The 22,213-nt window shown below is 63.5% G+C and carries 21 protein-coding genes; 15 read left to right on the top strand and 6 right to left on the bottom strand.

From position 1 onward, the window contains the following. Positions 1 to 6 precede the first annotated feature (6 nt). The 4 genes from kdpB to kdpE are packed head-to-tail and all read left to right on the top strand — an operon-like array spanning position 7 to position 6,127. The gene (gene kdpB, locus BM269_RS02060; RefSeq protein ID WP_090435237.1) at positions 7 to 2,103 is read left to right on the top strand and encodes a potassium-transporting ATPase subunit KdpB; all 2,097 of its coding nucleotides are present in this window, start codon (positions 7 to 9) and stop codon (positions 2,101 to 2,103) included. 13 nt (positions 2,104 to 2,116) lie between these two features. Next, complete coding sequence (kdpC, locus tag BM269_RS02055; protein ID WP_090435234.1) at positions 2,117 to 2,701, top strand: potassium-transporting ATPase subunit KdpC; 585 nt, start codon at positions 2,117 to 2,119, stop codon at positions 2,699 to 2,701. A 1-nt stretch (position 2,702) separates the two neighbouring features. After that, positions 2,703 to 5,417, top strand: coding sequence for a two-component system sensor histidine kinase KdpD (gene kdpD / locus BM269_RS02050; protein WP_090435231.1), 2,715 nt, complete (start codon positions 2,703 to 2,705; stop codon positions 5,415 to 5,417). Next, positions 5,414 to 6,127 (top strand): two-component system response regulator KdpE, encoded by a 714-nt coding sequence (gene kdpE, locus BM269_RS02045; RefSeq protein ID WP_090435227.1) that lies wholly within the window; start codon positions 5,414 to 5,416, stop codon positions 6,125 to 6,127. The genes kdpD and kdpE overlap by 4 nt, the downstream gene beginning before the upstream one ends. Here the strand turns inward: kdpE and BM269_RS02040 are convergent. Genes BM269_RS02040 through BM269_RS02025 form a run of 4 tightly spaced genes read right to left on the bottom strand, consistent with a single transcriptional unit; the run spans position 6,119 to position 11,605 of the window. Continuing rightward, a complete protein-coding gene (locus tag BM269_RS02040; RefSeq protein WP_090435224.1) occupies positions 6,119 to 7,288 on the bottom strand; it encodes a vWA domain-containing protein in 1,170 nt (389 codons plus the stop codon). The genes kdpE and BM269_RS02040 overlap by 9 nt on opposite strands. Then, on the bottom strand, positions 7,282 to 7,878 hold the full coding sequence (locus BM269_RS02035; protein ID WP_090435221.1) for a GNAT family N-acetyltransferase: 597 nt from the start codon (positions 7,876 to 7,878) through the stop codon (positions 7,282 to 7,284). The genes BM269_RS02040 and BM269_RS02035 overlap by 7 nt, the downstream gene beginning before the upstream one ends. Further along, positions 7,878 to 8,732 (bottom strand): AAA family ATPase, encoded by an 855-nt coding sequence (locus BM269_RS02030; RefSeq protein WP_057260886.1) that lies wholly within the window; start codon positions 8,730 to 8,732, stop codon positions 7,878 to 7,880. The genes BM269_RS02035 and BM269_RS02030 overlap by 1 nt, the downstream gene beginning before the upstream one ends. Before the next feature lie 50 nt (positions 8,733 to 8,782). Further along, a complete protein-coding gene (locus BM269_RS02025; RefSeq protein WP_090435218.1) occupies positions 8,783 to 11,605 on the bottom strand; it encodes an ImpA family metalloprotease in 2,823 nt (940 codons plus the stop codon). A gap of 273 nt (positions 11,606 to 11,878) precedes the next feature. Between BM269_RS02025 and BM269_RS02020 the strand changes: the two genes are divergently transcribed. From BM269_RS02020 to BM269_RS01995, 6 genes are all read left to right on the top strand, one after another. After that, positions 11,879 to 12,199, top strand: coding sequence for a c-type cytochrome (locus BM269_RS02020; RefSeq protein ID WP_055929173.1), 321 nt, complete (start codon positions 11,879 to 11,881; stop codon positions 12,197 to 12,199). 11 nt (positions 12,200 to 12,210) lie between these two features. After that, the gene (locus BM269_RS02015) at positions 12,211 to 12,552 is read left to right on the top strand and encodes a c-type cytochrome (protein WP_090435215.1); all 342 of its coding nucleotides are present in this window, start codon (positions 12,211 to 12,213) and stop codon (positions 12,550 to 12,552) included. A gap of 137 nt (positions 12,553 to 12,689) precedes the next feature. Beyond that, a complete protein-coding gene (locus BM269_RS02010; protein WP_090435213.1) occupies positions 12,690 to 13,157 on the top strand; it encodes a (2Fe-2S)-binding protein in 468 nt (155 codons plus the stop codon). Beyond that, positions 13,154 to 15,316, top strand: a complete 2,163-nt coding sequence (locus BM269_RS02005) for a xanthine dehydrogenase family protein molybdopterin-binding subunit (protein ID WP_090435210.1) — start codon at positions 13,154 to 13,156, stop codon at positions 15,314 to 15,316. Before BM269_RS02010 ends, BM269_RS02005 begins: the two co-directional genes overlap by 4 nt. 68 nt (positions 15,317 to 15,384) lie before the next feature. Then, positions 15,385 to 15,831, top strand: coding sequence for a hypothetical protein (locus BM269_RS02000; RefSeq protein ID WP_090435207.1), 447 nt, complete (start codon positions 15,385 to 15,387; stop codon positions 15,829 to 15,831). 90 nt (positions 15,832 to 15,921) lie between these two features. Then, positions 15,922 to 16,167, top strand: a complete 246-nt coding sequence (locus BM269_RS01995) for a hypothetical protein (RefSeq protein WP_090435204.1) — start codon at positions 15,922 to 15,924, stop codon at positions 16,165 to 16,167. On the opposite strand, the gene BM269_RS01990 is transcribed toward BM269_RS01995, so the two are convergent. After that, positions 16,164 to 16,589, bottom strand: coding sequence for a DUF1841 family protein (locus BM269_RS01990; RefSeq protein ID WP_090435201.1), 426 nt, complete (start codon positions 16,587 to 16,589; stop codon positions 16,164 to 16,166). The two genes, BM269_RS01995 and BM269_RS01990, sit on opposite strands and share 4 nt — an antisense overlap. A 64-nt stretch (positions 16,590 to 16,653) precedes the next feature. Here BM269_RS01990 and BM269_RS01985 point away from each other — a divergent pair, with 64 nt between their 5' ends. Further along, complete coding sequence (locus BM269_RS01985) at positions 16,654 to 17,460, top strand: hypothetical protein (RefSeq protein ID WP_090435198.1); 807 nt, start codon at positions 16,654 to 16,656, stop codon at positions 17,458 to 17,460. 27 nt (positions 17,461 to 17,487) lie between these two features. On the opposite strand, the gene BM269_RS01980 is transcribed toward BM269_RS01985, so the two are convergent. Further along, the gene (locus BM269_RS01980) at positions 17,488 to 18,093 is read right to left on the bottom strand and encodes an RNA pyrophosphohydrolase (RefSeq protein WP_090435196.1); all 606 of its coding nucleotides are present in this window, start codon (positions 18,091 to 18,093) and stop codon (positions 17,488 to 17,490) included. 162 nt (positions 18,094 to 18,255) lie between these two features. Here BM269_RS01980 and BM269_RS01975 point away from each other — a divergent pair, with 162 nt between their 5' ends. From BM269_RS01975 to BM269_RS01960, 4 genes are all read left to right on the top strand, one after another. Then, a complete protein-coding gene (locus tag BM269_RS01975; protein ID WP_090435193.1) occupies positions 18,256 to 19,980 on the top strand; it encodes a proline--tRNA ligase in 1,725 nt (574 codons plus the stop codon). Between the two features lie 5 nt (positions 19,981 to 19,985). Further along, positions 19,986 to 20,639: a lytic transglycosylase domain-containing protein gene (locus BM269_RS01970; RefSeq protein WP_090435189.1), complete on the top strand. Its 654-nt coding sequence runs from the start codon at positions 19,986 to 19,988 to the stop codon at positions 20,637 to 20,639. 82 nt (positions 20,640 to 20,721) lie between these two features. Continuing rightward, positions 20,722 to 20,949, top strand: coding sequence for a hypothetical protein (locus BM269_RS01965; RefSeq protein ID WP_090435186.1), 228 nt, complete (start codon positions 20,722 to 20,724; stop codon positions 20,947 to 20,949). Positions 20,950 to 21,135: 186 nt separating this feature from the next. Continuing rightward, entirely contained in the window at positions 21,136 to 22,212 is a 1,077-nt protein-coding gene (locus tag BM269_RS01960) for a trypsin-like serine protease (protein WP_090435183.1), read from the top strand. Position 22,213: the final 1 nt, after the last annotated feature.

The raw sequence follows: 22,213 nt of genomic DNA, 5'->3' as shown, positions 1-22,213 counted from the left end.
CACATCATGTCGCAATCCCAGGCGATTCCAGTCGCCCAACCAGGCAAGCGCCTCAAGCTGCTCGACTCGCAGCTTGTCGTGCCGGCCATTGCCGACGCGTTCCGCAAGCTGAGCCCTGCGGTCCAACTGCGCAGCCCCGTCATGTTCGTCGTCTATATCGGCAGCATCACCACCACGCTGCTTTACCTCCAGTCGCTGAACGGCGTGGGAGAAGCCGGTTCTGGCTTCATCCTTGCCACCACGATCTGGCTGTGGTTCACCGTGCTGTTCGCAAACTTTGCCGAAGCCCTGGCCGAAGGCCGCAGCAAGGCGCAGGCGGCTTCGCTGCGCAGCTTGAAACAGAGCGTGACGTCGAAGCGCCTGGCAGTACCAAAGCACGGCACGCCATGGCTGCCATGCCCCGCCACCGACCTGCGCAAGAATAACTACGTGCTGGTGGAAGCCGGCGACGTGATCCCGATCGACGGCACTGTAATTGAAGGCGTGGCTTCGGTGGACGAAAGCGCCATTACCGGCGAATCCGCGCCGGTCATCCGCGAATCGGGCGGCGACTTTTCCTCGGTTACCGGCGGCACCCGCGTGCTTTCCGACTGGCTGGTGGTCCAGGTCACCGCCAACCCGGGCGAGACTTTCCTCGACCGCATGATCGCCATGGTGGAAGGCGCCAAGCGCAAGAAAACCCCCAACGAAATCGCGCTGACCATCTTGCTGGTGGCGCTGACCATCGTGTTCCTGATCGTGACCGCGACCTTGCTGCCGTTCTCGCTGTTCTCGGTGGCAGCCGCGCAGTCAGGTTCACCGATCACCATCACCGTGCTGATCGCATTGCTGGTGTGCCTGATTCCGACCACCATCGGCGGCCTGCTGTCGGCCATCGGCGTGGCGGGCATGAGCCGCATGATGCAGGCCAACGTCATCGCTACTTCCGGCCGCGCGGTGGAAGCCGCGGGCGACGTCGACGTCCTGTTGCTGGACAAGACCGGTACCATCACCCTCGGCAACCGGCAGGCTTCGGCCTTCTTCGCCGCGCCGGGAGTGACCGAGCGCGAACTGGCCGACGTGGCGCAACTGGCTTCGCTGGCGGACGAAACGCCGGAAGGCCGCAGCATCGTGGTGCTGGCCAAGCAGAAGTTCAATATCCGCGGGCGCGAAATGTCGCCGTTGCACGCCGCTTTCATCCCGTTTTCAGCCAACACCCGCATGAGCGGCGTGGACATGGATGGCCGTGAAGTGCGCAAGGGTTCGGCCGACGCCGTGCGCAAGTACGTGGAAGCGGCTGGCCAGCAGTGGCCTGACGAAGTGGCGCACACCGTGGAAGACGTTTCGCGCCGGGGCAGCACGCCGCTGGTGGTGGCCGACAACGGCCGCGTCGTGGGCGTGGTGGAGCTGAAGGATATCGTCAAGGGCGGCATCAAGGAGCGCTTCGCGGAGCTGCGGCGCATGGGCATCAAGACCGTGATGATCACCGGCGACAACAAGCTGACCGCCGCTGCGATAGCGGCTGAAGCGGGTGTGGATGATTTCCTGGCCGAGGCGACGCCTGAGGATAAGTTGAAACTTATCCGCAGCTACCAATCCGACGGCCGCCTGGTGGCCATGACCGGCGACGGCACCAACGACGCTCCCGCGCTGGCCCAGGCCGACGTGGCGGTGGCCATGAGCTCCGGCACCCAGGCTGCGAAAGAAGCGGGCAATATGGTGGACCTGGATTCGAATCCGACCAAGCTGCTGGAGATCGTGGAGATCGGCAAGCAGATGCTGATGACGCGCGGCTCGCTGACCACTTTCTCGATTTCGAACGATATCGCCAAGTACTTTGCGATCATTCCGGCCGCCTTCGTCGGCACCTACCCGCAATTGAAGACCCTGGACATCATGCACCTGGCCAGCCCCAACTCCGCCATCATGTCCGCCGTGATCTTCAACGCCCTGATCATCGTGTTCCTGATCCCCCTGGCCCTGAAAGGCGTGCCCTATCGCGCCATCGGCGCCACTGCGCTGCTGCGCCGCAATCTGCTGCTGTACGGAGTGGGCGGACTGGTGCTGCCGTTCATCGGCATCAAATTGATCGACATGCTGCTGGCAGCGTTCAACCTCGTATAAGCTGGAGAACAAGATGATTTCGACTATTCGTCCCGCGCTGGTACTGTTCGGCGTCCTGACCATCGCTTGCGGCATGGCTTATCCGTTGGCCGTCACGGCGGTCGGCTCCTTGGCCTTTCCCAGCCAGGCTGGCGGCTCGATCCTGGAAGTGGACGGCAAGCCGGTTGGCTCCGCGCTGATCGGCCAGCAGTTCACTTCGCCGAGATATTTCTGGGGCCGCCCGTCGGCCACTGGACCGATGCCGTACAACGCCAATGGCTCCGGCGGCTCCAACCAGGGCCCGCTCAACCCGGCCTACACAGATGCCGTGCGCGCCCGCGTCGAGGCGCTCAAGGCTGCCGATCCCGGCAACCCGGCGCCGATCCCGGTCGACCTGGTCACGGCTTCCGGTAGCGGGCTCGATCCGGAAATCAGCCTGTCGGCCGCCGAATATCAGGCCAGGCGGGTGGCGGCTGAGCGCCGCATCGCGCCGCAGCAGGTGCAGGCCCTGATCGCCGAGCACGCATCGGGCAAGGTCCTGGGCATTTTCGGCGAACCGCGCGTGAACGTCCTGGCGCTGAATCTGGCGTTGGACAGAAAAACGCCGCATACTCGCTGACATGATCCCTCTCGACGAAGACCGACCGGACCCGGATGTGCTCCTGGCGCATATGCAGGAGCAGCAGCGCAAAGCGGCGCGCGGCAAGCTGCGCATCTACTTCGGGGCTTCGGCCGGCGTCGGCAAGACCTACGCCATGCTGTCGGCCGCCCGCAAATTGCAGGCGGCAGGGCAGCAGGTGCTGGTCGGCGTAATCGAGACCCACGGCCGCAGCGAAACCGCGGCGCTGCTGGAAGGGCTGGAGGTCTTGCCGCTGCGGGCAATCGCGTATCGCGGCAAGACCCTGGGCGAATTCGACATCGATGGCGCGCTGGCGTGTCGCCCGCCGCTAGTCCTGATTGACGAGCTGGCGCACTCCAACGCGCCGGGCTCGCGCCACCCCAAGCGGTGGCAGGACGTGGCGGAGTTGCTGGAAGCCGGCATCGATGTTTTCAGCACCGTCAACGTGCAGCACCTGGAAAGCCTGAACGACGTGGTGGGCGGCATCACCGGCATTCAGGTCAACGAAACCGTGCCGGATACGGTGTTCGACGCCGCCGACGAGGTGGTGCTGGTCGATATCCCGGCCGACGAATTGCTGTTACGCCTGAAAGGCGGCAAGGTCTATCAGGCGCCGCAAGCCGAACGCGCCGCAAAGAACTTCTTCCGCAAGGGGAACCTGATCGCGCTGCGCGAGCTGGCCTTGCGCCGCACCGCAGACCGCATTGAAGACGATGTGCGCGCTTACCGCGTCGAACAGTCGATCGACACTATCTGGAAAACCGGCGCCTCCGTGCTGGCGCTGGTTGGTCCACGGCACGGCTGCGAGCAGGTGGTGCGCAGCGCCGCGCGCCTGGCAGGCCAGTTGGGCACGCAATGGCATGCCGTCTATGTCGAAACACCCACCCTGCAACGCCTGCCCGCCGGTGAGCGGGAGCGGGTGCTGAAAATGCTCAAGCTGGCGCAAGACCTGGGGGCCACCACTGCCGTGCTCTCCGGCGGCGATATTGCCGCCGCTGCCGCCGATTATGCGCGCAGCCACAACCTGTCCAGGATTGCCATGGGGCGGGCGCACCGCACCTGGCCATGGCGCCGCTCGCATATGCGCAGCCTGGCGGCATATGCGCCGGACATCGACCTGATCGTGGTCTCCGGGAGTGAGCGCACAGGAGCGCCGGCGACGACAGCGGCCAGTACCGCCGCACCGGGCGATGCAGAAGAGGACGCGCTGCGCTTCAAGCGGCGCGCGGCCGGTTATGCGGCTGCCGCCGCCGCCAGTGTCGGCATGGCCTTGTTGGCGACGCCGTTGCTGCCTTACTTCGACCTGGCCAATATCGCCATGTTGTTTTTGCTGGTGGTGCTGCTGGTAGCTGTGCGCTTCGGACGCGGGCCATCCGTGTTGGCAACCTGCGTCAGCGTGGCCTGTTTCGACTTCTTCTTTGTCGCGCCCCGCTTCAGCTTCGCGATCACGGACTTGCAATACACCATTACCTTTGCCGTCATGCTGGCGGTGGGCCTGATCACCGGCCACTTGACCGCCGGCCTGCGTTTCCAGGCGCGCGTCGCTTCGTATCGCGAAAGCCGTGCCCGTGCATTGTATGAGTTTGCGCGCGAGCTGTCGGGCGCGCTGCAAACGGAGCAAATATTCGAGACCACGGCGCGCTTCGTGCAATCGACGTTCAATGCCAAGGCAAGCCTGTTGTTGCCAGATGCCGGTGGGCGCCTGCATCCGCCCACCGGGGCGGATGCGAATCGTGCCGTGGACCAGGGCGTGGCGCAATGGGCTTTCGACCATGCCGCAAGCGCTGGCCTCGGCACCGACACGCTGCCGGCCAGCCCGCTGTTCTACATGCCGCTGGTGGCGCCGATGCGCACCCGCGGCGTGCTGGCGATCGAGCCGGCGCAGCGCCGCTGGATACTGATTCCCGAGCAGCGGCAGCATCTCGATACCTTCGCCGCGCTGGCCGCCATTGCCCTGGAACGCGTGCATTATGTGGAAGTAGCGCAGCAAGCGCTGGTCAATATGGAATCGGAACGTTTGCGCAACTCCCTGCTGGCGGCCTTGTCGCACGACCTGCGCACGCCGCTGACTTCACTGGTGGGATTGTCCGAATCGCTGGCCGGCTCGCGCCCGCCCCTGGCGGAGCCTCAGCTGGAGCTGGCCAGCTCGCTGCACGCGGAGGCGCTGCGCATGAGCGCCCTGGTGGCCAACCTGCTCGATATGGCGCGCATCGAAAGCGGGGAACTGAAATTCAACCTGCAATGGCAACCGCTGGAAGAGGTGGTCGGCAGTGCCTTGCGCGCCAGTCGCCTGCAACTGGGCGGCCACAAGGTCAGCACCCAGCTTTCACTGGAGCTGCCGCTGCTACGCTTCGACGCAATGCTGATCGAACGCGTGCTGTGCAATCTGCTGGAGAACGCCGCCAAGTACACGCCGCCTGGATCGTCGATTGTGATCTACGCCGTACAGCGCGCCGAGTTGGTACGGGTCATGGTGTACGATAACGGCCCGGGTTTGCCGCGCGGGCGTGAAGAAGCGATATTCGAGAAGTTCACGCGCGGCGAAAAGGAGTCGGCCAAACCGGGCGTTGGCCTGGGATTGGCGATTTGCCGCGCCATCGTCGAAGCGCACGGCGGCACTATCGCGGCGGATAAATCCCCGCTCGGCGGAGCCGCCTTCGTCTTCACGCTGCCGGTCGGCACTCCGCCGCAGCTGCCTGACATCGAGGAAGAATGAACACGCAACAGACCGAGATTGTCCCCACCGCCTTGCTGGTGGAAGACGAACCGCAGATCAGGCGCTTCGTACGCGCCGCGCTGGAGGATGAGGGCTGGCACGTCCACGAAGCGGCCAGCATGCAGCGCGGCCTGATCGACGCCGGCACGCGTCGCCCGGACCTGGTGATCCTCGACCTTGGGCTGCCCGATGGCGACGGCATCGACTTCATTGCCGACCTGCGCAAATGGTCGAACGTGCCGGTGATCGTGCTGTCGGCGCGCGTCAACGAGTCCGACAAGATCAAGGCACTGGATGCCGGCGCCGACGATTACCTGAGCAAGCCGTTCGGCACGGGAGAGTTGCTGGCCCGCGTGCGCGCCACGCTGCGCCGCCAGCGGCAACCACAAGCCGACAATGCCGGGCAAGTGCAATTCGGTGAAGTCGTGGTGGATCTGCCGAACCGCCGCGTCAGCAAGCGCGGCGAGCACGTGCACCTGACGCCCACCGAATACCGGCTGTTATCCGTGCTGGTCGCCAACGCCGGCCGCGTAATGACCGCGCCGCAACTGCTGCGCGCCGTGTGGGGCCCCGCGCAATCGGACAACAGCCATTACCTGCGCATCTACATGGGCCACCTGCGCCACAAGCTGGAAGACGAGCCCGCCCAGCCGCAATACCTGCTCACCGAAACCGCCGTCGGCTACCGCCTCCAACTCAATTTACTTTGAGAGCATGCGCATTGCGCGCTCGAGGCCTTCGATGGTGATGGGGAACATCCGGTTCTGCATGATCTGGCGGATCACGGAAATCGATTGGCGGTATTGCCACAGGCCTTCCGGTTCGGGGTTGAGCCAGATGAACTTCGGGAAGTGCGAAGTGAATCGTCCGAGCCATTCGGCGCCGGCTTCTTCGTTGTTGTATTCGACCGAGCCGCCGGGCTGCAGCACTTCATAAGGACTCATAGTGGCGTCGCCGACAAAGATCAACTTGGTGTCGGGCGGGTATTTGCGCAGCACGTCCCAGGTGGCGAAGCGTTCGGCGTTGCGGCGGCGGTTGCTGCGCCAGAGGTAGTCGTACACGCAGTTGTGGAAGTAGTAGAACTCCATGTTCTTGAACTCGGTCTTGGCGGCCGAGAACAGTTCTTCCGCGCGTTCGATGTGGTCGTCCATCGTGCCGCCCACGTCCATCAGCATCAGCACCTTGACGTTGTTCTTGCGCTCGGGCTGCATCTTGATGTCGAGGTAGCCGGCGTTGTTGGCGGTGGCGCGGATGGTCTGGTCCAGCGCCAGTTCTTCCGCCGCGCCTTGGCGGGCGAACTTGCGCAGGCGGCGCAGGGCCACCTTGATGTTGCGCGTGCCCAGTTCGCGCTCGCCATCGTAGTCCTTATAGGTGCGCTGTTCCCACACCTTCACTGCGCTGCGGTTGCCGCCCTTGCCGCCGATGCGGATGCCTTCCGGATTGGTGCCGCCGTTGCCGAACGGGGAGGTGCCGCCGCTGCCGATCCATTTGTTGCCGCCTTCGTGGCGTTCCTTCTGCTCTTTCAGCAGTTCGTTGAGGCGGTCCATCAGCTTATCGTAGCCGAATTTCTCGAGCGCGGCGATCTGCTCCGGCGTCAGCTCGCGCTTCATGCGCTGCAGCAGCCAGTCGAGCGGGATCTCCTTGGTGGTGTCGAAGACGGCGTTGATGCCTTTGAAGTACTGGCCGAAGGCGCGGTCGAATTTGTCGTAGTTGGCTTCGTCCTTCACCAGGCACAGGCGGCTCATGTAGTAGAAGTCGTCCAGCGAGGGTTCCAGCACCTGCTTTTGCATGGCTTCGAGCAGGATGAGGAATTCCTTGATCGTGACCGGGATCTTGGCATCTTTCAGCGTGAAGAAGAAGTCGATCAGCATGCCGTCTCCCTCCGCGCCAGCAGGTAGCGCAGCTGCGCTTTCACTTCGGGCCATTCGCCGCGCACGATGCTGTACATGACCGTGTCGCGCACCGTGCCGTCCCGGCGCACGGCGTGGTGACGGATGACGCCATCCTTCTTCGCGCCCAGGCGTTCGATGGCGGCTTGCGAGGCGTGGTTGAAATTATCGGTGCGGAAGCCGACCACGGCGCAGCCGAGCGTTTCGAAGGCGTGCGTCAGCAACAACAGCTTGCAGGTGGTGTTGACGTGGGTGCGCTGTACGCTGCGGCGGTACCAGGTGTAGCCGATTTCCGCGCGGTCGATGGATGGCACGATGTCGTGGTAGCTGGTGGTGCCCAGCACCTGGCCACTGGTCGCGTCAACCACGGCGAAGGCCAGGCGGGAAGGGTGCATTTCCAGCGCAGTGGCGATGTAGGCTTCCACCTTGTGCGGCTCCGGCACGGAAGTGATGCGCAGCTTCCACAGCTCGCCGTCCTGTGCGGCTTCGCGCAGGGCGTCGGCGTGCTGCGGGCCGAGCGGCTCCAGGCGCAGGCCGTTGGCTTGCAGCGTGACCGGGGTTGGGGCTTCCATCAGCGGTTGGTCCTCGACATGAATACCAGGCGTTCGAACAGGTGCACGTCCTGTTCGTTTTTCAGCAGGGCGCCGTGCAGCGGCGGAACGGCGGCTTTCTGGTCCTTGCCGCGCAGGACTTCCGGCGGAATGTCTTCGGCCATCAGGAGCTTCAGCCAATCGAGGAATTCGCTGGTGGAAGGCTTTTTCTTCAGGCCCGGCACGTCGCGCACTTCGTAGAAGGTTTGCAGGGCGGTGGCCAGCAATTCCTGCTTCAGGTGCGGGTAGTGGACTTTGACGATGGCTTCCATCGTGTCCTTGTCCGGGAATTTGATGTAGTGGAAGAAGCAGCGGCGCAGGAAGGCGTCCGGCAGCTCTTTCTCGTTATTGGAGGTGATGATCACCAGCGGGCGGTGCTTGGCGGTGACCATTTCACGCGTCTCGTAGACGTAGAACTCCATGCGGTCCAGTTCGCGCAGCAGGTCGTTCGGGAATTCGATGTCGGCCTTGTCGATCTCGTCGATCAGCAGCACCACCGGTTCCGGCGCGGTGAAGGCTTGCCACAGCACGCCTTTGACGATGTAGTTGTGGATGTCGCGCACGCGTTCATCGCCCAGTTGGGAGTCGCGCAGGCGGGAGACGGCGTCGTATTCGTACAGGCCTTGCTGGGCCTTGGTGGTGGATTTGATATGCCACTGCATCAGCGGCATATCGAGTGCGGCGGCGACTTCTTCGGCCAGCATGGTCTTGCCGGTGCCCGGTTCGCCCTTGATCAGCAAGGGACGCTGCAGGGTCAGGGCGGCGTTGACGGCCAGTTTCAGGTCATTGGTGGCGACGTAGTTGTCGGAGCCTTCAAAGCGTTGCGGTGCGTGCATGGTAAAAACTTCCGGTGAGGGTGATCACCGGAAGTATATGCCAGAGCCGCTTACTGTGTGCAGTTGCCTGCGACCGGCCAGGCGCTCACGCCGTCCACCGCCACCGGTGCCGACAGCGGGGCTTTCAGGCCATTTTTCTCGCACGGAACCACCCAGAAGCGCTTGCTGCTTGCAGGGTAGCCGTAGGCGGCTACCTGGGCGGCGGCGGTGGCGCTGTACTTGATGCCCCACATGTCGAAGAAGCTGCGCTGGTCGCGCCCCGTGATGAACGAGACTGCCACCAGCATGTTGTCTTCGGCCGTGATGGACTGCACGGTGGCGCGGCTGGCATAGCCGGCATCCGAGAAGCCCAGCTTGGCGCGCTCGCTGCTCCAGCTGGCGTCGCTGCCGCTTGCCTTGGAGAGCAGGCGCTCGTGCAGGTAGAGCAGGCGGTACAGGTCCCAACCGTTGTCGCCCAGGGTGCTGTTATCCATCGGCAGCTGCCAATAGAACTGCAGGCGGCCGCCGGACAGGTCGTCGTTGAACCACATATTGGTTTTCACGTAGTCCGCCGGGGCGGCCTGTTTCTGGGCCGCTTGCAGCAGGTCGAACGTTGCTTTCTGCTGAATGTCACGGCCGTACTGCTTGGCAGTCGGATTGTTGCGGTTGTAAAGCAGCCATTTGTGAATCGGGAAGATATTGTTCGATACTTCGGTCGATTGGCTGCCGTACATCTTGAGGCGGCCGCGCTGCAGGTTGTGGCCGATTTCGTGCGATTCGCCCCAGCCCAGCGGCGAGAAGACGGCATAGCTGTCGATCGGCTGGCCGGAGCACAGGTAGCCGCAATTTGCCTGGTCGGCATTGAAGTGCTGTACGCCGCCCAGGCCGTGGATATCCCAGCTGGCGCAGTCCCAGCCCTTGCCCTGGCAGAAGCTGGCGACGCCGGCCGGCAGGGCCAGGTCGCGGCCGTTGAAGGCGGCCAGGTTGTAGGCATCCTTGTACATATAGGTGTCGATATCGCTGAGCAGCTTGCCGACGTTGTCGCTGTAGTCGGTCACGGTCTTGCGCATCTTTTCCGTGGTGGAGTGGATTTCCAGTGCCGGGGTCAGGATTTCAGACCAGCCGATCGTGGTGCTGCGCACCGCGCTGGCGAAGGTGGCGGCGCTTTCCGGACCGGTGTAAGCCGCTTGCTGGCCGACGCCGCTGAACTGCAGCGCGACATTCAATGGGCTATCGGTTTCCTGCAGGCGCACGTAGATGATGCCGCCGGTCGGGCTGCTCAACTTGATGGTCTGGCCGGGTTCGAGCGGCACCTCATTACCCCACAAGAATTGCGGGCGGTCGTACTTGTCGCCAAAGATATGCGCGGCACCGCTGCGCAGCTGGTTGATGAACACCGTGACCTTGGCCGCGCTGCTGTCGTTGCGGGTCACGCTGAAAGTCTTGCCAGGCAGCGCATAAGTGGCTGCGCTGGTGCTGAAGTCAACCTTGCGGGTGGCAAAGCTGCGGCTGACCGAGGTCTCGGCGGCGCTGCCGGACAGCGATGGGAAGCTGCTGCCCTGCAGTTTCATGGCCGGCTGGATGTCGCGGTTGCTCGCCAGCGCATGGTCGGCGAACAGCGCCTGCAGGAAGGTGTTGACCGGCGTGCTGCTCTTGCTCATCGGGTAGGTGACGTGGTTGCGGTAGTAGTCGCCCAGCAGCACCAGGTACTTCAGGAGCTTGGGCGCATCCGCGTCAAACGGACGCTTGCCGGCAGTCTCGACACTGGCGATCCACGATTGCAGTTGTTCCGCGCCCTGGAAGAATTCAGCGCCCAAGGCCGGCACGGTAGGGCAGCGCCGGTCGTCTTCACACTGCCCGAGGTTGAAGGTGTAGTCGGCGGCCGCCAGGTGGTTGACCACGCGGCTGATCGACTGCATCGGCTTCAGCGCGCCCGGCTGGGCGGCCATCATGGCATCCTTGTTGGTCCAGTTGGCGCTGTCCTTGTCAAAGTAGTTGCCGGCGTAAGGCAGCGGCGCCTGGCCCAGCAGGCCGGCGATTTGCGGCAGCCCGCCGTCGCCCCAGCTGGCGGTGTGCTGGTACAGCAGGGGCTTGCCGGCCGCCAGCGATTTGTTCAGGAAGGCCAGCAGGGCCGCGTTGGAATCGTTCAGGCTGGAGCCCGCGCTGCCGACCAGCAGCAACTGGCCGTTCTGGGTGCAGCTGGCCAGTTGGTTGTCGTCGGCGCAGGTGCTGATGGTCCAGTTGGGGAACTGGGTCTTGAACCAAGCCTTCAAGGCCGTCTGTTCGCCGTTCGAGTAGCGCAGCAGGGTGATCTCGCGTGCGGCGCTGACGTCTTGCTGCTGGCCGGACAGCAGCCAGGACAGCAGGCGGCGCGTCGGCGCCACCATCGCAGGGAAGTCGCCGCCGATGACATTGGCGCCAAACGCTGCCACGCGGGCACCCTGCACCTTGCCGGCCATCGCCAGGCTGTCGCCACCGCTCCCCACCACCAGCGGGTAGGTGCGGGCCGACTCGCGCGTCGTCTGCGGGACCAGCAGCTGGCTATTGGCGCCCGGTGCGTAGACGATGGACTCGTTGCCCCATACCTGGTTCAGCAGGTCCGACTGTTCGGTTTCGCGCAGGGCGAATTCGGCCTTGATCGCTTTCAGCAGATCGGTGTTGTTGTCGTTCAATTTGCTGACGTCGCCGCTCGGCAGGGCGGCTTCCAGCGTGGATTTGCCATCAGGCTGGACCTGGGTTGGGGGCGTGCCGGAGCCGCCGTTGCCGGAGCCGCCGTTATTGCCGTTGCCGGAGTTGCTGGACTTGTCGCCGCCACCGCCGCAAGCGGTCAGCAGCATGGCCAGCGCCATGGTCGCCAGCAGGGGCCGGCGTTGTTGGGAGAGGTAAAAAGGCATGAAAAAAGTTTTGTGGAAACAAGGTAGTTAAATTTAACTGGCGAATTTACCACTAATTGCCACATGGAAACAAAAAGTTTCCGCTTGCGCGCTGAAAAAAAGCGGAAGGCATACAACAGTTTCGCGAAACTCATGTGAAAGAAGTGCTCCAACCCTGATCCATCTTATGGACGATTGGCCAACTCCTAAGGTAAAATCGCAGGTTGAGGGCGCAAAGGAGCGGTTTTGTTGCGCAATGCAGTGTCCGATTTCAACTGATTAAAGCCCACACCTATGAAAAAAATCTTCGCACTCCTCGCGCTGACCGCCGTTGCGCAGGCAGCCGTAGCCGCGGACATCGTCGGCGACGCCAAGAACGCAAAAGGCAAGATCGAGATGTGCATCGGTTGCCATGCAATTCCAGGCTACAAAGCGACTTTCCCCGAAGTTTTCCAGGTGCCGATGATCGGCGGCCAATCTGCCAAGTACATTGAAAACGCGCTCAAGGGCTACCAGAAGGGTGAGCGTAAGCACCCGAGCATGAAGGGTATCGCTGTCAGCCTGTCCGACCAGGACATCGCCGACATCGCCGCGTTCTACTCCCAGCAGAAATAAGGCCCTGAACCATGAAAAAACTGATTATTGCTCTGTTCTGCTCCGCGGTCTCGTTCAGCGCCCTGGCTGGCGGCAACATCGAAAATGGCAAGGCCCTGGCTGAAAAATACAGCTGCGCTGCCTGCCACGGCAAGGACTACAACTCCCCGATCGACCCGAGCTATCCCAAGCTGGCCGGCCAGCACAAGGACTACCTGCAGCACGCGCTGACCGCTTACAAGCGCGGCGACGCGCCGAACGGCCGCTCCAACGCGATCATGACCGGCCAGGTCAAGCCACTGACCAACAAGGACATCCAGGACATCGCCGCCTACCTGCACTCGCTGCCAGGTTCGCTGGTCCTGAAGCGCTGAACCAGCGCTGCTTGCAGAGAAGCCCGCCCAGTGCGGGCTTTTTCATTTTTAACCCATGGTTGCCGGCTTTCGTCACACCGGTGGTCCACGCGCCCCGGCCGCTGTTAAGCTTTCTCCAACTTTTTGGGGGGAAGACCATGGCTTACACACTCAATATCAACGGCGCGGCCCGAACGGCCGACGTCGAGGGCGATACGCCGCTGCTGTGGGTGCTGCGCGATACGCTGGGACTGACCGGGACCAAATACGGTTGCGGTGCCGGTGTGTGCGGGGCCTGCACCGTGCACATCGACGGCCAGGTGGTGCGCAGCTGCGTGATGCCGGTCAGCGCGGTGGGCAAGGGCAAGGTGCGCACCATCGAGGCGCTGTCGCCGGACCGCTCGCATGCCTTGCAGCAGGCATGGATTGCGGAGCAGGTGCCGCAGTGCGGCTATTGCCAGTCGGGCATGCTGATGGCAGCGGCGGCACTGCTTAAATCCCATCCCAAGCCGAGCGACGCGCAGATTGAGGAGGCCATGACCAACCTGTGCCGCTGCGGTACTTATCCACGCGTGCGGCGCGCGATCAGGCGCGCGGCGGGCATGCACGTGGAGGAGCTGGCATGAGCAATCGTCGCGATTTCCTGAAGACGCTGGCCGCCGGCGGCTTGCTGCTTGCGGTCGGCCCTGGCATCGTTGCCTCGGCAGCCGATGCGCCGGCGGCGGAGGTTGCGCCGCCGCCGGGCTGGGTGCGCATCGCGCCGGATGGCAGCGTCACCATCCTGTCCAATACCAGCGAGATCGGGCAGGGCACCGGCACCGCCATCGCGCAGATGCTGGCCGATGAAATGGACCTGGACTGGAAAACCGTGCGCATCGACATGGCGCCGGTGGAAAAGCAGTTCATCAATCCTGGCTGGGGCGAATACGCGACCTATGGCAGCGGCGGCGTGGCGCGCCAGTTCCAGCAGTTACGCAAGGCCGGCGCCCAGGCGCGCGCCATGCTGGTGGCGGCTGCGGCAGCGCAGTGGAAAGTCCCTGCGGCCGAATGCGACACCCAGCTCGGCGCCGTATTGCATCAGGCGACCGGCCGCAAACTGCCGTACGCGAAACTGGTGCAACAGGCTGCCCTGCAGCCGGTGCCGGCCGAGCCACCGCTGATGCCGAAGGAACGCTGGCGCCATATGGGCAAGGACGTGGCACGCCTCGACCTGCCGGCCAAGACCGATGGCAGCGCGGTGTACGGCATCGACGTGAAAATGCCCGGCATGCTGCATGCCGCCATCCTGCAATGCCCCCACTTCGGCGGCAAGCTGGCGGCAGTCGATGCGCAGCCGGCGCTGGCAAGGCGCGGCGTGAAAAAAGTGGTGCGCCTGCCCGATGCCGTGGCAGTCGTTGCCGATAGTTACTGGCGCGCGCAACAGGCGCTCAATGCGCTCAAGCCGGAATGGGATCTTGCCGCTGCCAGCAAGCACTCCAGCGCGCCTTACCGCGACATGCTGCGCGAGGCGGTGCGCAAAGATGGCGACCTGGTGGTGCCGCGCAATGGCAAGGCCGAAGACCTCAACGCCGCGCACGACGCCGGCGCGGCCAAGGCCAGCGCCTGGATTGAACGGACTTACAGCGTGCCGCTGCTGGCGCATGCCACGATGGAGCCAATGAACGGCACTGCCAGCGTCATGGACGGCAAGGCGCAGCTGTGGCTGCCGACGCAAGCGCAGGACACGGCCCGCACCTACGTCTCGCAGGCGCTCGGCATCGCGCCGGAAGCGGTCACCATCCACACCACGCTCAGCGGCGGCGGCTTCGGCCGCCGCATCGAGGCCGACTTCGCCGTGCAGGCGGCCTTGATCGCGAGGGACGCCGGGGTGCCGGTCAAGCTGCTGTGGAGCCGCGAAGAAGACATGCGCCACGGCTACCACCGTCCGGCAGCCGTACTGCGCCTGCGCGCCGGCTTCGATGCCGCAGGCGCCGTGACGGCCGTGCGCATGGACAGCGCAAGCGACACCCTGTTCAGCTACTCGCGCTTCGGCGCGGACAAGCAGTACGCCAAGCCCTTTGACCGCAGCGCGGTCGGCGTGCTGCTTACCCGCTACTATGGCTTGCCTGGTTTCGTCCACCGCACCAATACGGTCGATGCCGGGGTACCGCTTGGTTATTGGCGCTCGGTCGCGGCGTCGCAAAACATCTTTGCCACCGAGTCCTTCGTCGACGAACTGGCCTTGCGCGCCAAGCGCGATCCGCTCGACTACCGGCGCAGCCTGATGAAGCCGGGCAGCCGCGAACGCGCCGTGCTGGACCAGCTGGAAGCGCGTTCCGGCTGGCATGGCAAGGGGCCGGCCGGTCGTCACCGCGGCATGGCCTTCACCTGGGCCAACGGCACGTATATCGGCCAGGTGGTCGAGCTGTCGGTGGATGCGGAATCGCGCGTCAAGCTGCACCGGGTCACCACGGTGCTCGATTGCGGCATCACGGTCAATCCGCGCAATGTGCGCGGGCAGATCGAGGGGGGCGTCATCTTCGCCTTGAGCGCTGCCATCTATGGCGAAATCACGGTCAAGGATGGCGCGGTGGAGCAGTCGAACTTCACCGACTACAAGCTGCTCGCGCTGGCCGAGACCCCGGCGCTGGAGGTGGTCATCATCGACAGCAATGAAGCGCCCGGCGGTGTCGGCGAGGAAGCGGTCGGCCCCCTGGCGCCGGCGTTGGCCAACGCCTTGTTTGCCGCGACCGGGAAGCGCTACACCGATTTGCCATTGATCAAAGCGGGGCTGCGGCTGCAATGATTGGATAGTTTCCTTATGGCATCCATGGTCTATGCTGAAGTAAAGCTAGATGCCTGGAGGGAATTAATATGGAAACTTCGACAATCTATGTCAGCCACTCGCTGCCGCCGCGCGGGCTGCAGCGCCGGGTCGACAAGGCGCTGGGCCGGGTCGGGGGATTGCCGGCCAGCGTGCGCCGGGCCAGCCAGCACATGGTGGCGATCGAGCTGCGCGACGACGCCTTCTGCTGGCCGTGCGTGCTGCAGCGGGTCGGCAGCCGCGCCGCTTTGGCGGCGCTGGCGCTGCGCCTTGCTTCAGCGTTCGGCTCGAGCCACGCCATCGTCGCGCCGCGCGGCGGCCCTGGCGCGGGCGCCGCGTGGGACGACTTTGCCGCCGACGCGACGCTGCCCGAAATGCTGACGCACCTGGAAGCGTGTGCCGGTTCCTGCATCCACTTGCTAGCGGATGGACACCTGGCTGCGACGCCCGATGCGCGCCTGGCGGCCGGCTATTGCGTGTTCAGGAAGCCGGCATAAATAATTTGCGTTTCGCGATTTTTGGATAGTTTCCCGCCAGAACTGTTGGTCTATGATGACCCTATCCTGAAATCGCGGAGGTGCCGAGAAATGGTGTACTTGCTTACTGCATTGCTGGCCGGTGTGGCAGTGCTGATGCTGTGCCTGATCGCCCGCCTGGGACGCAAATCGCAAGCCTTGCTGGCAGCCACCTTGCCATGGCTGATCAATGTCGGCCCTGCGCTGGCCGTGGGTTCCGATCACCTGGTGCGCTCGGTGATTTTCGCGGCGATCGCCAGCCCGCTGGTGTTTGCCCTGATCTGGCATATGCCCATTGTCCGCGTGGACGAAGCTTAAATCCGGCGCTTGACCGCTTCCACATAGGCCGCGCCATCCGGCGGCACGCCACGGCGCTGCGAGTTCCAGATCATCTCGCCCAGGCATTCCATGATTTCATGGTGCGCCGCGTGTTCGGTGCCAAGCTTGCGCGCCAGGCCCACGAAGGCCTCGCGGATGCCGCGCGGCTGGTCGATCGAGAGCTGCTCGGTAATCGACAAGTGCATCGACAGGTGCAGGAAGGGGTTGGCCTCGCTGCCTTCCACCGAGTAGTCGCGCGCCATGGCGGCTTCCACATCTTTCAACTGGTCGTGGTATTCGGGGTGCGCCATGATCCAGTCGCGGGCGATCAGCTCGATCGGATCCATGATTTCGTTGGCGTTGGCTTTGCGGTAGACGTCGCAGAAGAAGCGGCGGACGTCGTGGGAAGACGGGGTAAACATTGCGCCATTGTACCTTGCGGCGCGAAGGTGTACCCTGCGCCTCTTTTTCGCTGTTCTTTTGCTAATGCCCATTTTCCTGCCATTCCTGTTCGTCGATCACGCGCTATATGAAGGCGCGCCCAAGGTGCCCGCCGCCATCGTGCTGCCGGTGAAAATCGACGGCATCGACTGTTACGCGCAGCTCGACACCGGCGCGCCCGGCGCCGTCATCTGGCACAGAAAAGGAAACGCGGATGCCCCGCGCAAGCAGGTGACAGTCGAACTGGCCGGGCTGCGCCGGGTCGCCAGTGCGGATGCTGCCAACCTGGCCCCGCTGGAGCAGGGCCACTGCACTTCCGACCTGATTGCCACCGTCGGCAATGAATTCTTCGAGCACGGCACGCTGGAACTTGACCTGGCTGGCGCCCGCTACCGCTGGCAGCAAGGACCATCCTTGCAGGATGCGCCGGACGCGCACACCATGCGTTATGTGCGCTGGGGCGGGCCGGGCGGCCACCCCTTGGTGACGGTGCGCGTGGCGGGCGGGGCGCCGCAAGCCGCGCTGCTCGATACAGGGTCGGCAGCCTTCGGCATCAATGGCCATTCGGCGCAGGCCTGGGCCGGGCTGACCGGCGGCGCGCCGCTACGGGACGCGCAGCGTTTCTCCGCCAACGCGTGGGGCCGCCAGTTGCCTTGTGTCATGGGAACGGTGCAGCGAACGCTGGAGATCGGCGACAGCGTCAAGCTTGCAGGCTTCCTGGCCGGATATTGCGAAGGGCTGGGCTTCCAGCCGGACGAACCATTGGCCGGGGTGGTGGGCTTGCACCATTTGCTGGGGAAGCTGCTGGTGATCGACTACGTATCGCAGCGCTGGGCCCTGCGCCAGCCGTAAAAAAAGCCGCCCTCGCGGGCAGCTTCCTTATTCCTTGGTCGCCAGTTCGGCATCCGGCGGCGTCACCACCGGCTGTTGCGGCTTGTCGCTGCTGCGCTGCCCACGCTGGCCGTGCGGCTGGCGCAGGTAGCGCGAGGAATGGCGGCGGTCGCCATGCGCCGGCCAGGTCAGGAAGCGCGATAGCTCCTGCAAGGCGCGCTGGTAGACTTCGCGCTTGAATTCGATCACCACGTCCAGCGGAACCCAGTAATCGTGCCAACGCCAGGCGTCGAATTCGGGATGGTCGGTCAAGCGCAGGTTCACGTCATTGTCGCGCGCGCACATGCGCAACAGGAACCAGATCTGCTTCTGGCCACGATAATGGCCGCGGATTTCCCGCTTGATAAAGTGATCCGGCACCTCATAGCGCAGCCAGTCGCGGGTGCGGCCGATGATCTTGACGTGTTCCGGACGCAGTCCGATTTCCTCTTCGAGCTCGCGGTACATTGCTTGCTCCGGCGTTTCACCATACTTGATCCCGCCCTGCGGGAACTGCCACGAGTGCTCGCGCACCCGTTTGCCCCACCACACCTCGTTATGCGAGTTGAGCAGGATGATGCCGACGTTGGGGCGAAACCCTTCACGATCGAGCATATTGCACCTCAAACTTTCCGTGGCCGAGGCGTCCTCTTATATTTTTGACTACAAATCCAACTGCAATAGCGCTCTTTGTATAAAGTTTGGACGCATCGGGCCAGCTAATCCTTTAAAATTAGGTTGATTATAACTCTCTCTTTTTAAAAAGAATTCACCGATATGCGTGCATCCCGCTTTTTTATTTCAACCCTCAAGGAAGCTCCATCTGACGCCGAAATCGTCAGCCACCAGTTGATGATGCGCGCGGGCATGATCAAACGCCTCGGTTCCGGCATTTATACCTATATGCCGATGGGCTTGAAAGTGATTCGAAAAGTCGAGGCCATCGTTCGCGAAGAAATGAATAATGCCGGTGCCATTGAGCTGCTGATGCCTCTGGTACAGCCTGCCGAGCTGTGGCAGGAAACCGGTCGTTGGGACAAGATGGGCCCGGAGCTGCTGCGCGTTAAGGACCGCCATGGCCGCGACTTCGCGATCCAGCCGACTTCCGAAGAAGTGATCACCGACGTGGTGCGCAGCGAGATCAAATCCTACCGTCAGATTCCGTTGAATTTTTACCACATCCAGACCAAGTTCCGCGACGAACGCCGCCCGCGCTTCGGCCTGATGCGTGGCCGCGAGTTCACCATGAAGGATGCTTATTCCTTCGACCGCGACCTGGAAGGCATGCAGAAGTCGTACCAGATCATGTTCGACGCCTACACCCGCATCTTCACCCGCTTCGGCCTGAAGTTCCGCGCTGTGGCGGCCGACAACGGCGCGATCGGCGGCACCGGCTCGCATGAATTCCACGTGATCGCCTCCACCGGCGAGGACGCGCTGGTGTACTGCCCGAGCTCCGACTACGCGGCCAATATGGAAGCGGCGGAAGCGGTGGCCACCGGCACCCGCGCGGCCGCCGGCGCTACGCTGGCCAAGACGTCGACCCCGAAGGCTGCCAAGTGCGAAGACGTGGCCAAGCTGCTGGGCATCGACCTGAAACAGACCGTCAAGACCATCGCCCTGACGTCGGAAAAAGAAGACGGCAGCAAGCAGCACTTCATGCTGCTGCTGCGTGGCGACCACGAGCTGAATGAAATCAAGGCCAGCAAGGTGCCTGGCCTGGCGCAGAACCGCTTCTCGACCGAGGCCGAGATCCTGGAAGTCTACGGCTGCAAGCCCGGCTACCTGGGCCCGATCGGCACCAAGGGAGCCGTGACCGTGGTGGCCGACCGCACCGTGGCGCTGATGTCGGACTTCGTGACCGGCGCCAACGAAGTGGATTACCACTTCACGGGCGCCAACTGGGGCCGCGACGTGGCGGAACCTGCCATCGTGGCCGACCTGCGCAACGTGGTGGAAGGCGATGCCTCGCCGGACGGCAAAGGCGTGCTGGCGATCGAGCGCGGCATCGAAGTGGGCCACGTGTTCCAGCTGGGCACCGCTTACTCCGCATCGATGCAGGCCACCTTCCTGGATGAAAACCAGAAGCCGGCCCCGCTGCAAATGGGCTGCTACGGCATCGGCATCACCCGCATCCTGGGCGCCGCCATCGAGCAGAACTTCGATGACAAGGGCATCATCTGGCCGACCTCCCTGGCGCCGTTCGAACTGGTGCTGTGCCCGATGGGCATGGACCGCTCGGAGCTGGTGAAGGCCGAGACCGAGAAGCTGTACACCGCTGCGCTGGAAGCCGGCATCGACGTCATCCTGGATGACCGCGGCCAGCGCCCGGGCGCCATGTTCGCCGACTGGGAACTGATCGGCGTGCCGCACCGCGTGGTGATCGGCGAGCGTGGCCTGAAGGAAGGCAACCTGGAATACCAGGGCCGCCGCGATACCGAGGCGACTGCCGTTCCGGTGGCCGATGCCCTGGCCTTCATCAAGGGCAAAATCCAGAAGTGATCCCGATGGCTTGGCGATCACCAAGGCAGGGACGCGAACGCCGCCGCTGGTGGGCGCGTCCTTTGCGCTGGTGGCATACGCTGGCATTCGCCAGCGGCGTGCTGTGCGCGCCGCTCGGCTTTGCCGGCAACCAGAAAGAGGAAGCGCTGGCCGACGGCGTGCGGGTGGCGCTGTCCAACGCCATCATGGATGCACGGCCGCCCAAGCCGGTGTTCCTGACGCCGGCCGACCGCGCGCAGTACGACCAGTGGTACGCCGCCATGTCGGACCGGTTGAGGCGCAAGCTGTCGGACGAATTCACGCGCCGCGAATTCCTCGAAACCGCCTGGTACGAAGCGCGCCGCGCCGGCCTGGACCCGGGCCTGGTGTTGGGATTGATCCAGGTCGAATCGGCCTACCGCAAATACGCGGTGTCGATCGTCGGCGCGCGTGGCTATATGCAGGTGATGCCGTTCTGGACCAATGTGATCGGCGACCGTGACCGCGCCAAATTGTTCAATATGCAGACCAACCTGCGCTATGGCTGCTCGATCCTGCGCATGTACATCGACATGGAGCAAGGCAACCTGTATCTCGCCCTCGGCCGCTACAACGGCAGCCGTGGCCGGCCCGAGTATCCGAACGCGGTGCTGGCGGCGTGGAACAAGTGGAAGCTTTAAAGCGGCTGTGACAATCGGTGCATCTGTGCGAGGAGGCTGGCGCTTACACTCTGCGCCTTGACTCACTCGCAACGGAGCACCTATGCATTCCAATAAATTCCTGTTCATCCTGGCCAGCCTGGCCTTCGCCGGCAGCACGGCGGCAGCTCCAGGCCAACTCGTCAAAGGCAAGCTGGTCGACGGCGGCGGCAAGCTCAAGGGCAAGCCTGTCAGCGCGACCATCGCTACCGGGCGCAATGCCGGCCGCATCGCAGGTCCTGACGATGATGAACGCGTCCAATTCATCCAGAGCATCTCGTTCAGCAAATAGCCTACGCATTAAAGTATTGCAAAATGTATTGAATTGTCGGAAATCTTTACATTTGTCTAATTTTGAACATTGGTCAATATTGTAACTGGCTGAAAGATAAGAAACTTTTCCTTTTGGCATGATTCCTGCTTGGAAATGTTGTAGCAATTAAACATTTCATGAAATCATGTAAAGGGAGAAGGTAATTTGAGCAATACCGCAATCAAGAAGCTGCTTGGCATCGTCCTGGCAATTGGCGCTGTCGGCAGCGCGTCCGCAGGCCCGGTGGCCCAACTGACCGGCCTCAAGCCGATGATCAGCGCCGGGGCGCCACCGGACTCTCCCGAAGCCCGCGTGGACGGCAACCTTGCTTCGTCGCGCTTCACCGGCGTGGTCAGCTTGGCCATCCAGAAAGATAACCAGTTGTACATCTGCTCCGGCACCCTGGTCGGCAAGCGCCAGGTGGTGACCGCCGGCCATTGCGTCGACTCCAACGACAACGGTGTCCTAGTCGACCTGAACAAGCCGGGCAATTCCGTGCGGGTAGTCTTCAACGCGACCTCGTCCGGCCCGGGTTCCCAAGTGATCAATGCGTCGAAAATCTCGATGCACGGCGATTACGCCGGCTTTGGCAATTGCCCGGCAGGCTTTGGTCCCAACGACCAGTGCGTCAATGATGACGTGGCGGTGGTGACCCTGAGCCAGGATGCGCCGAAGGAAGCGCAAATCTACAAGATCGCGGCCACCGAACTGCGGGCCGGTACTCGCCTGATCATGGCTGGTTACGGTACTTCGGGCGACGGTATCAACGGTTACACGGTCGACCCGCAGTTCCGCGTGAAGCGCAGCGGCGAAAACTATGTGGACGTGTTTGATGCAGACGACGAGCAAGGCTACACCGGCCGCCGCGAAGTCTGGTACGGCGACTTCGACGGTGAAGGCAAGGACTTCTGGTGCGCGAACGCCGGAGTGTGCACGCCGGTCCTGCCAAACGACCGCGAAGCCAATATCGGTGGTGGCGATTCGGGCGGTCCTACGTTCGTGGAAATGTACGGTGAGCTGATGCTGATCGCCACCAACACCTTCGGCGGGACGCCGCGCGGCCTGGCGGAAGGCGCGTTCGGCAGCTACTTCGGCGGCATGCTCCTGCACAGCTACCTGGACTACATCAAGGATGCCACCGGTGGTGACGTGACCTTCGTCCCCGAGCCGGCCTCGGTTGCCGTGTTCGGCCTGGGCCTGCTGGCGCTGGCCGGCGCCCGTCGCCGCAAGCAAGGGAAGTAAG

Origin of the sequence: Duganella sp. CF458 (genome assembly GCF_900113115.1) — a bacterium.
GTDB lineage: Bacteria > Pseudomonadota > Gammaproteobacteria > Burkholderiales > Burkholderiaceae_D > Rugamonas.
The sequence above is the reverse complement of the archived record's forward strand: the minus strand, read 5'-3'. Positions and strand labels throughout refer to the sequence as shown.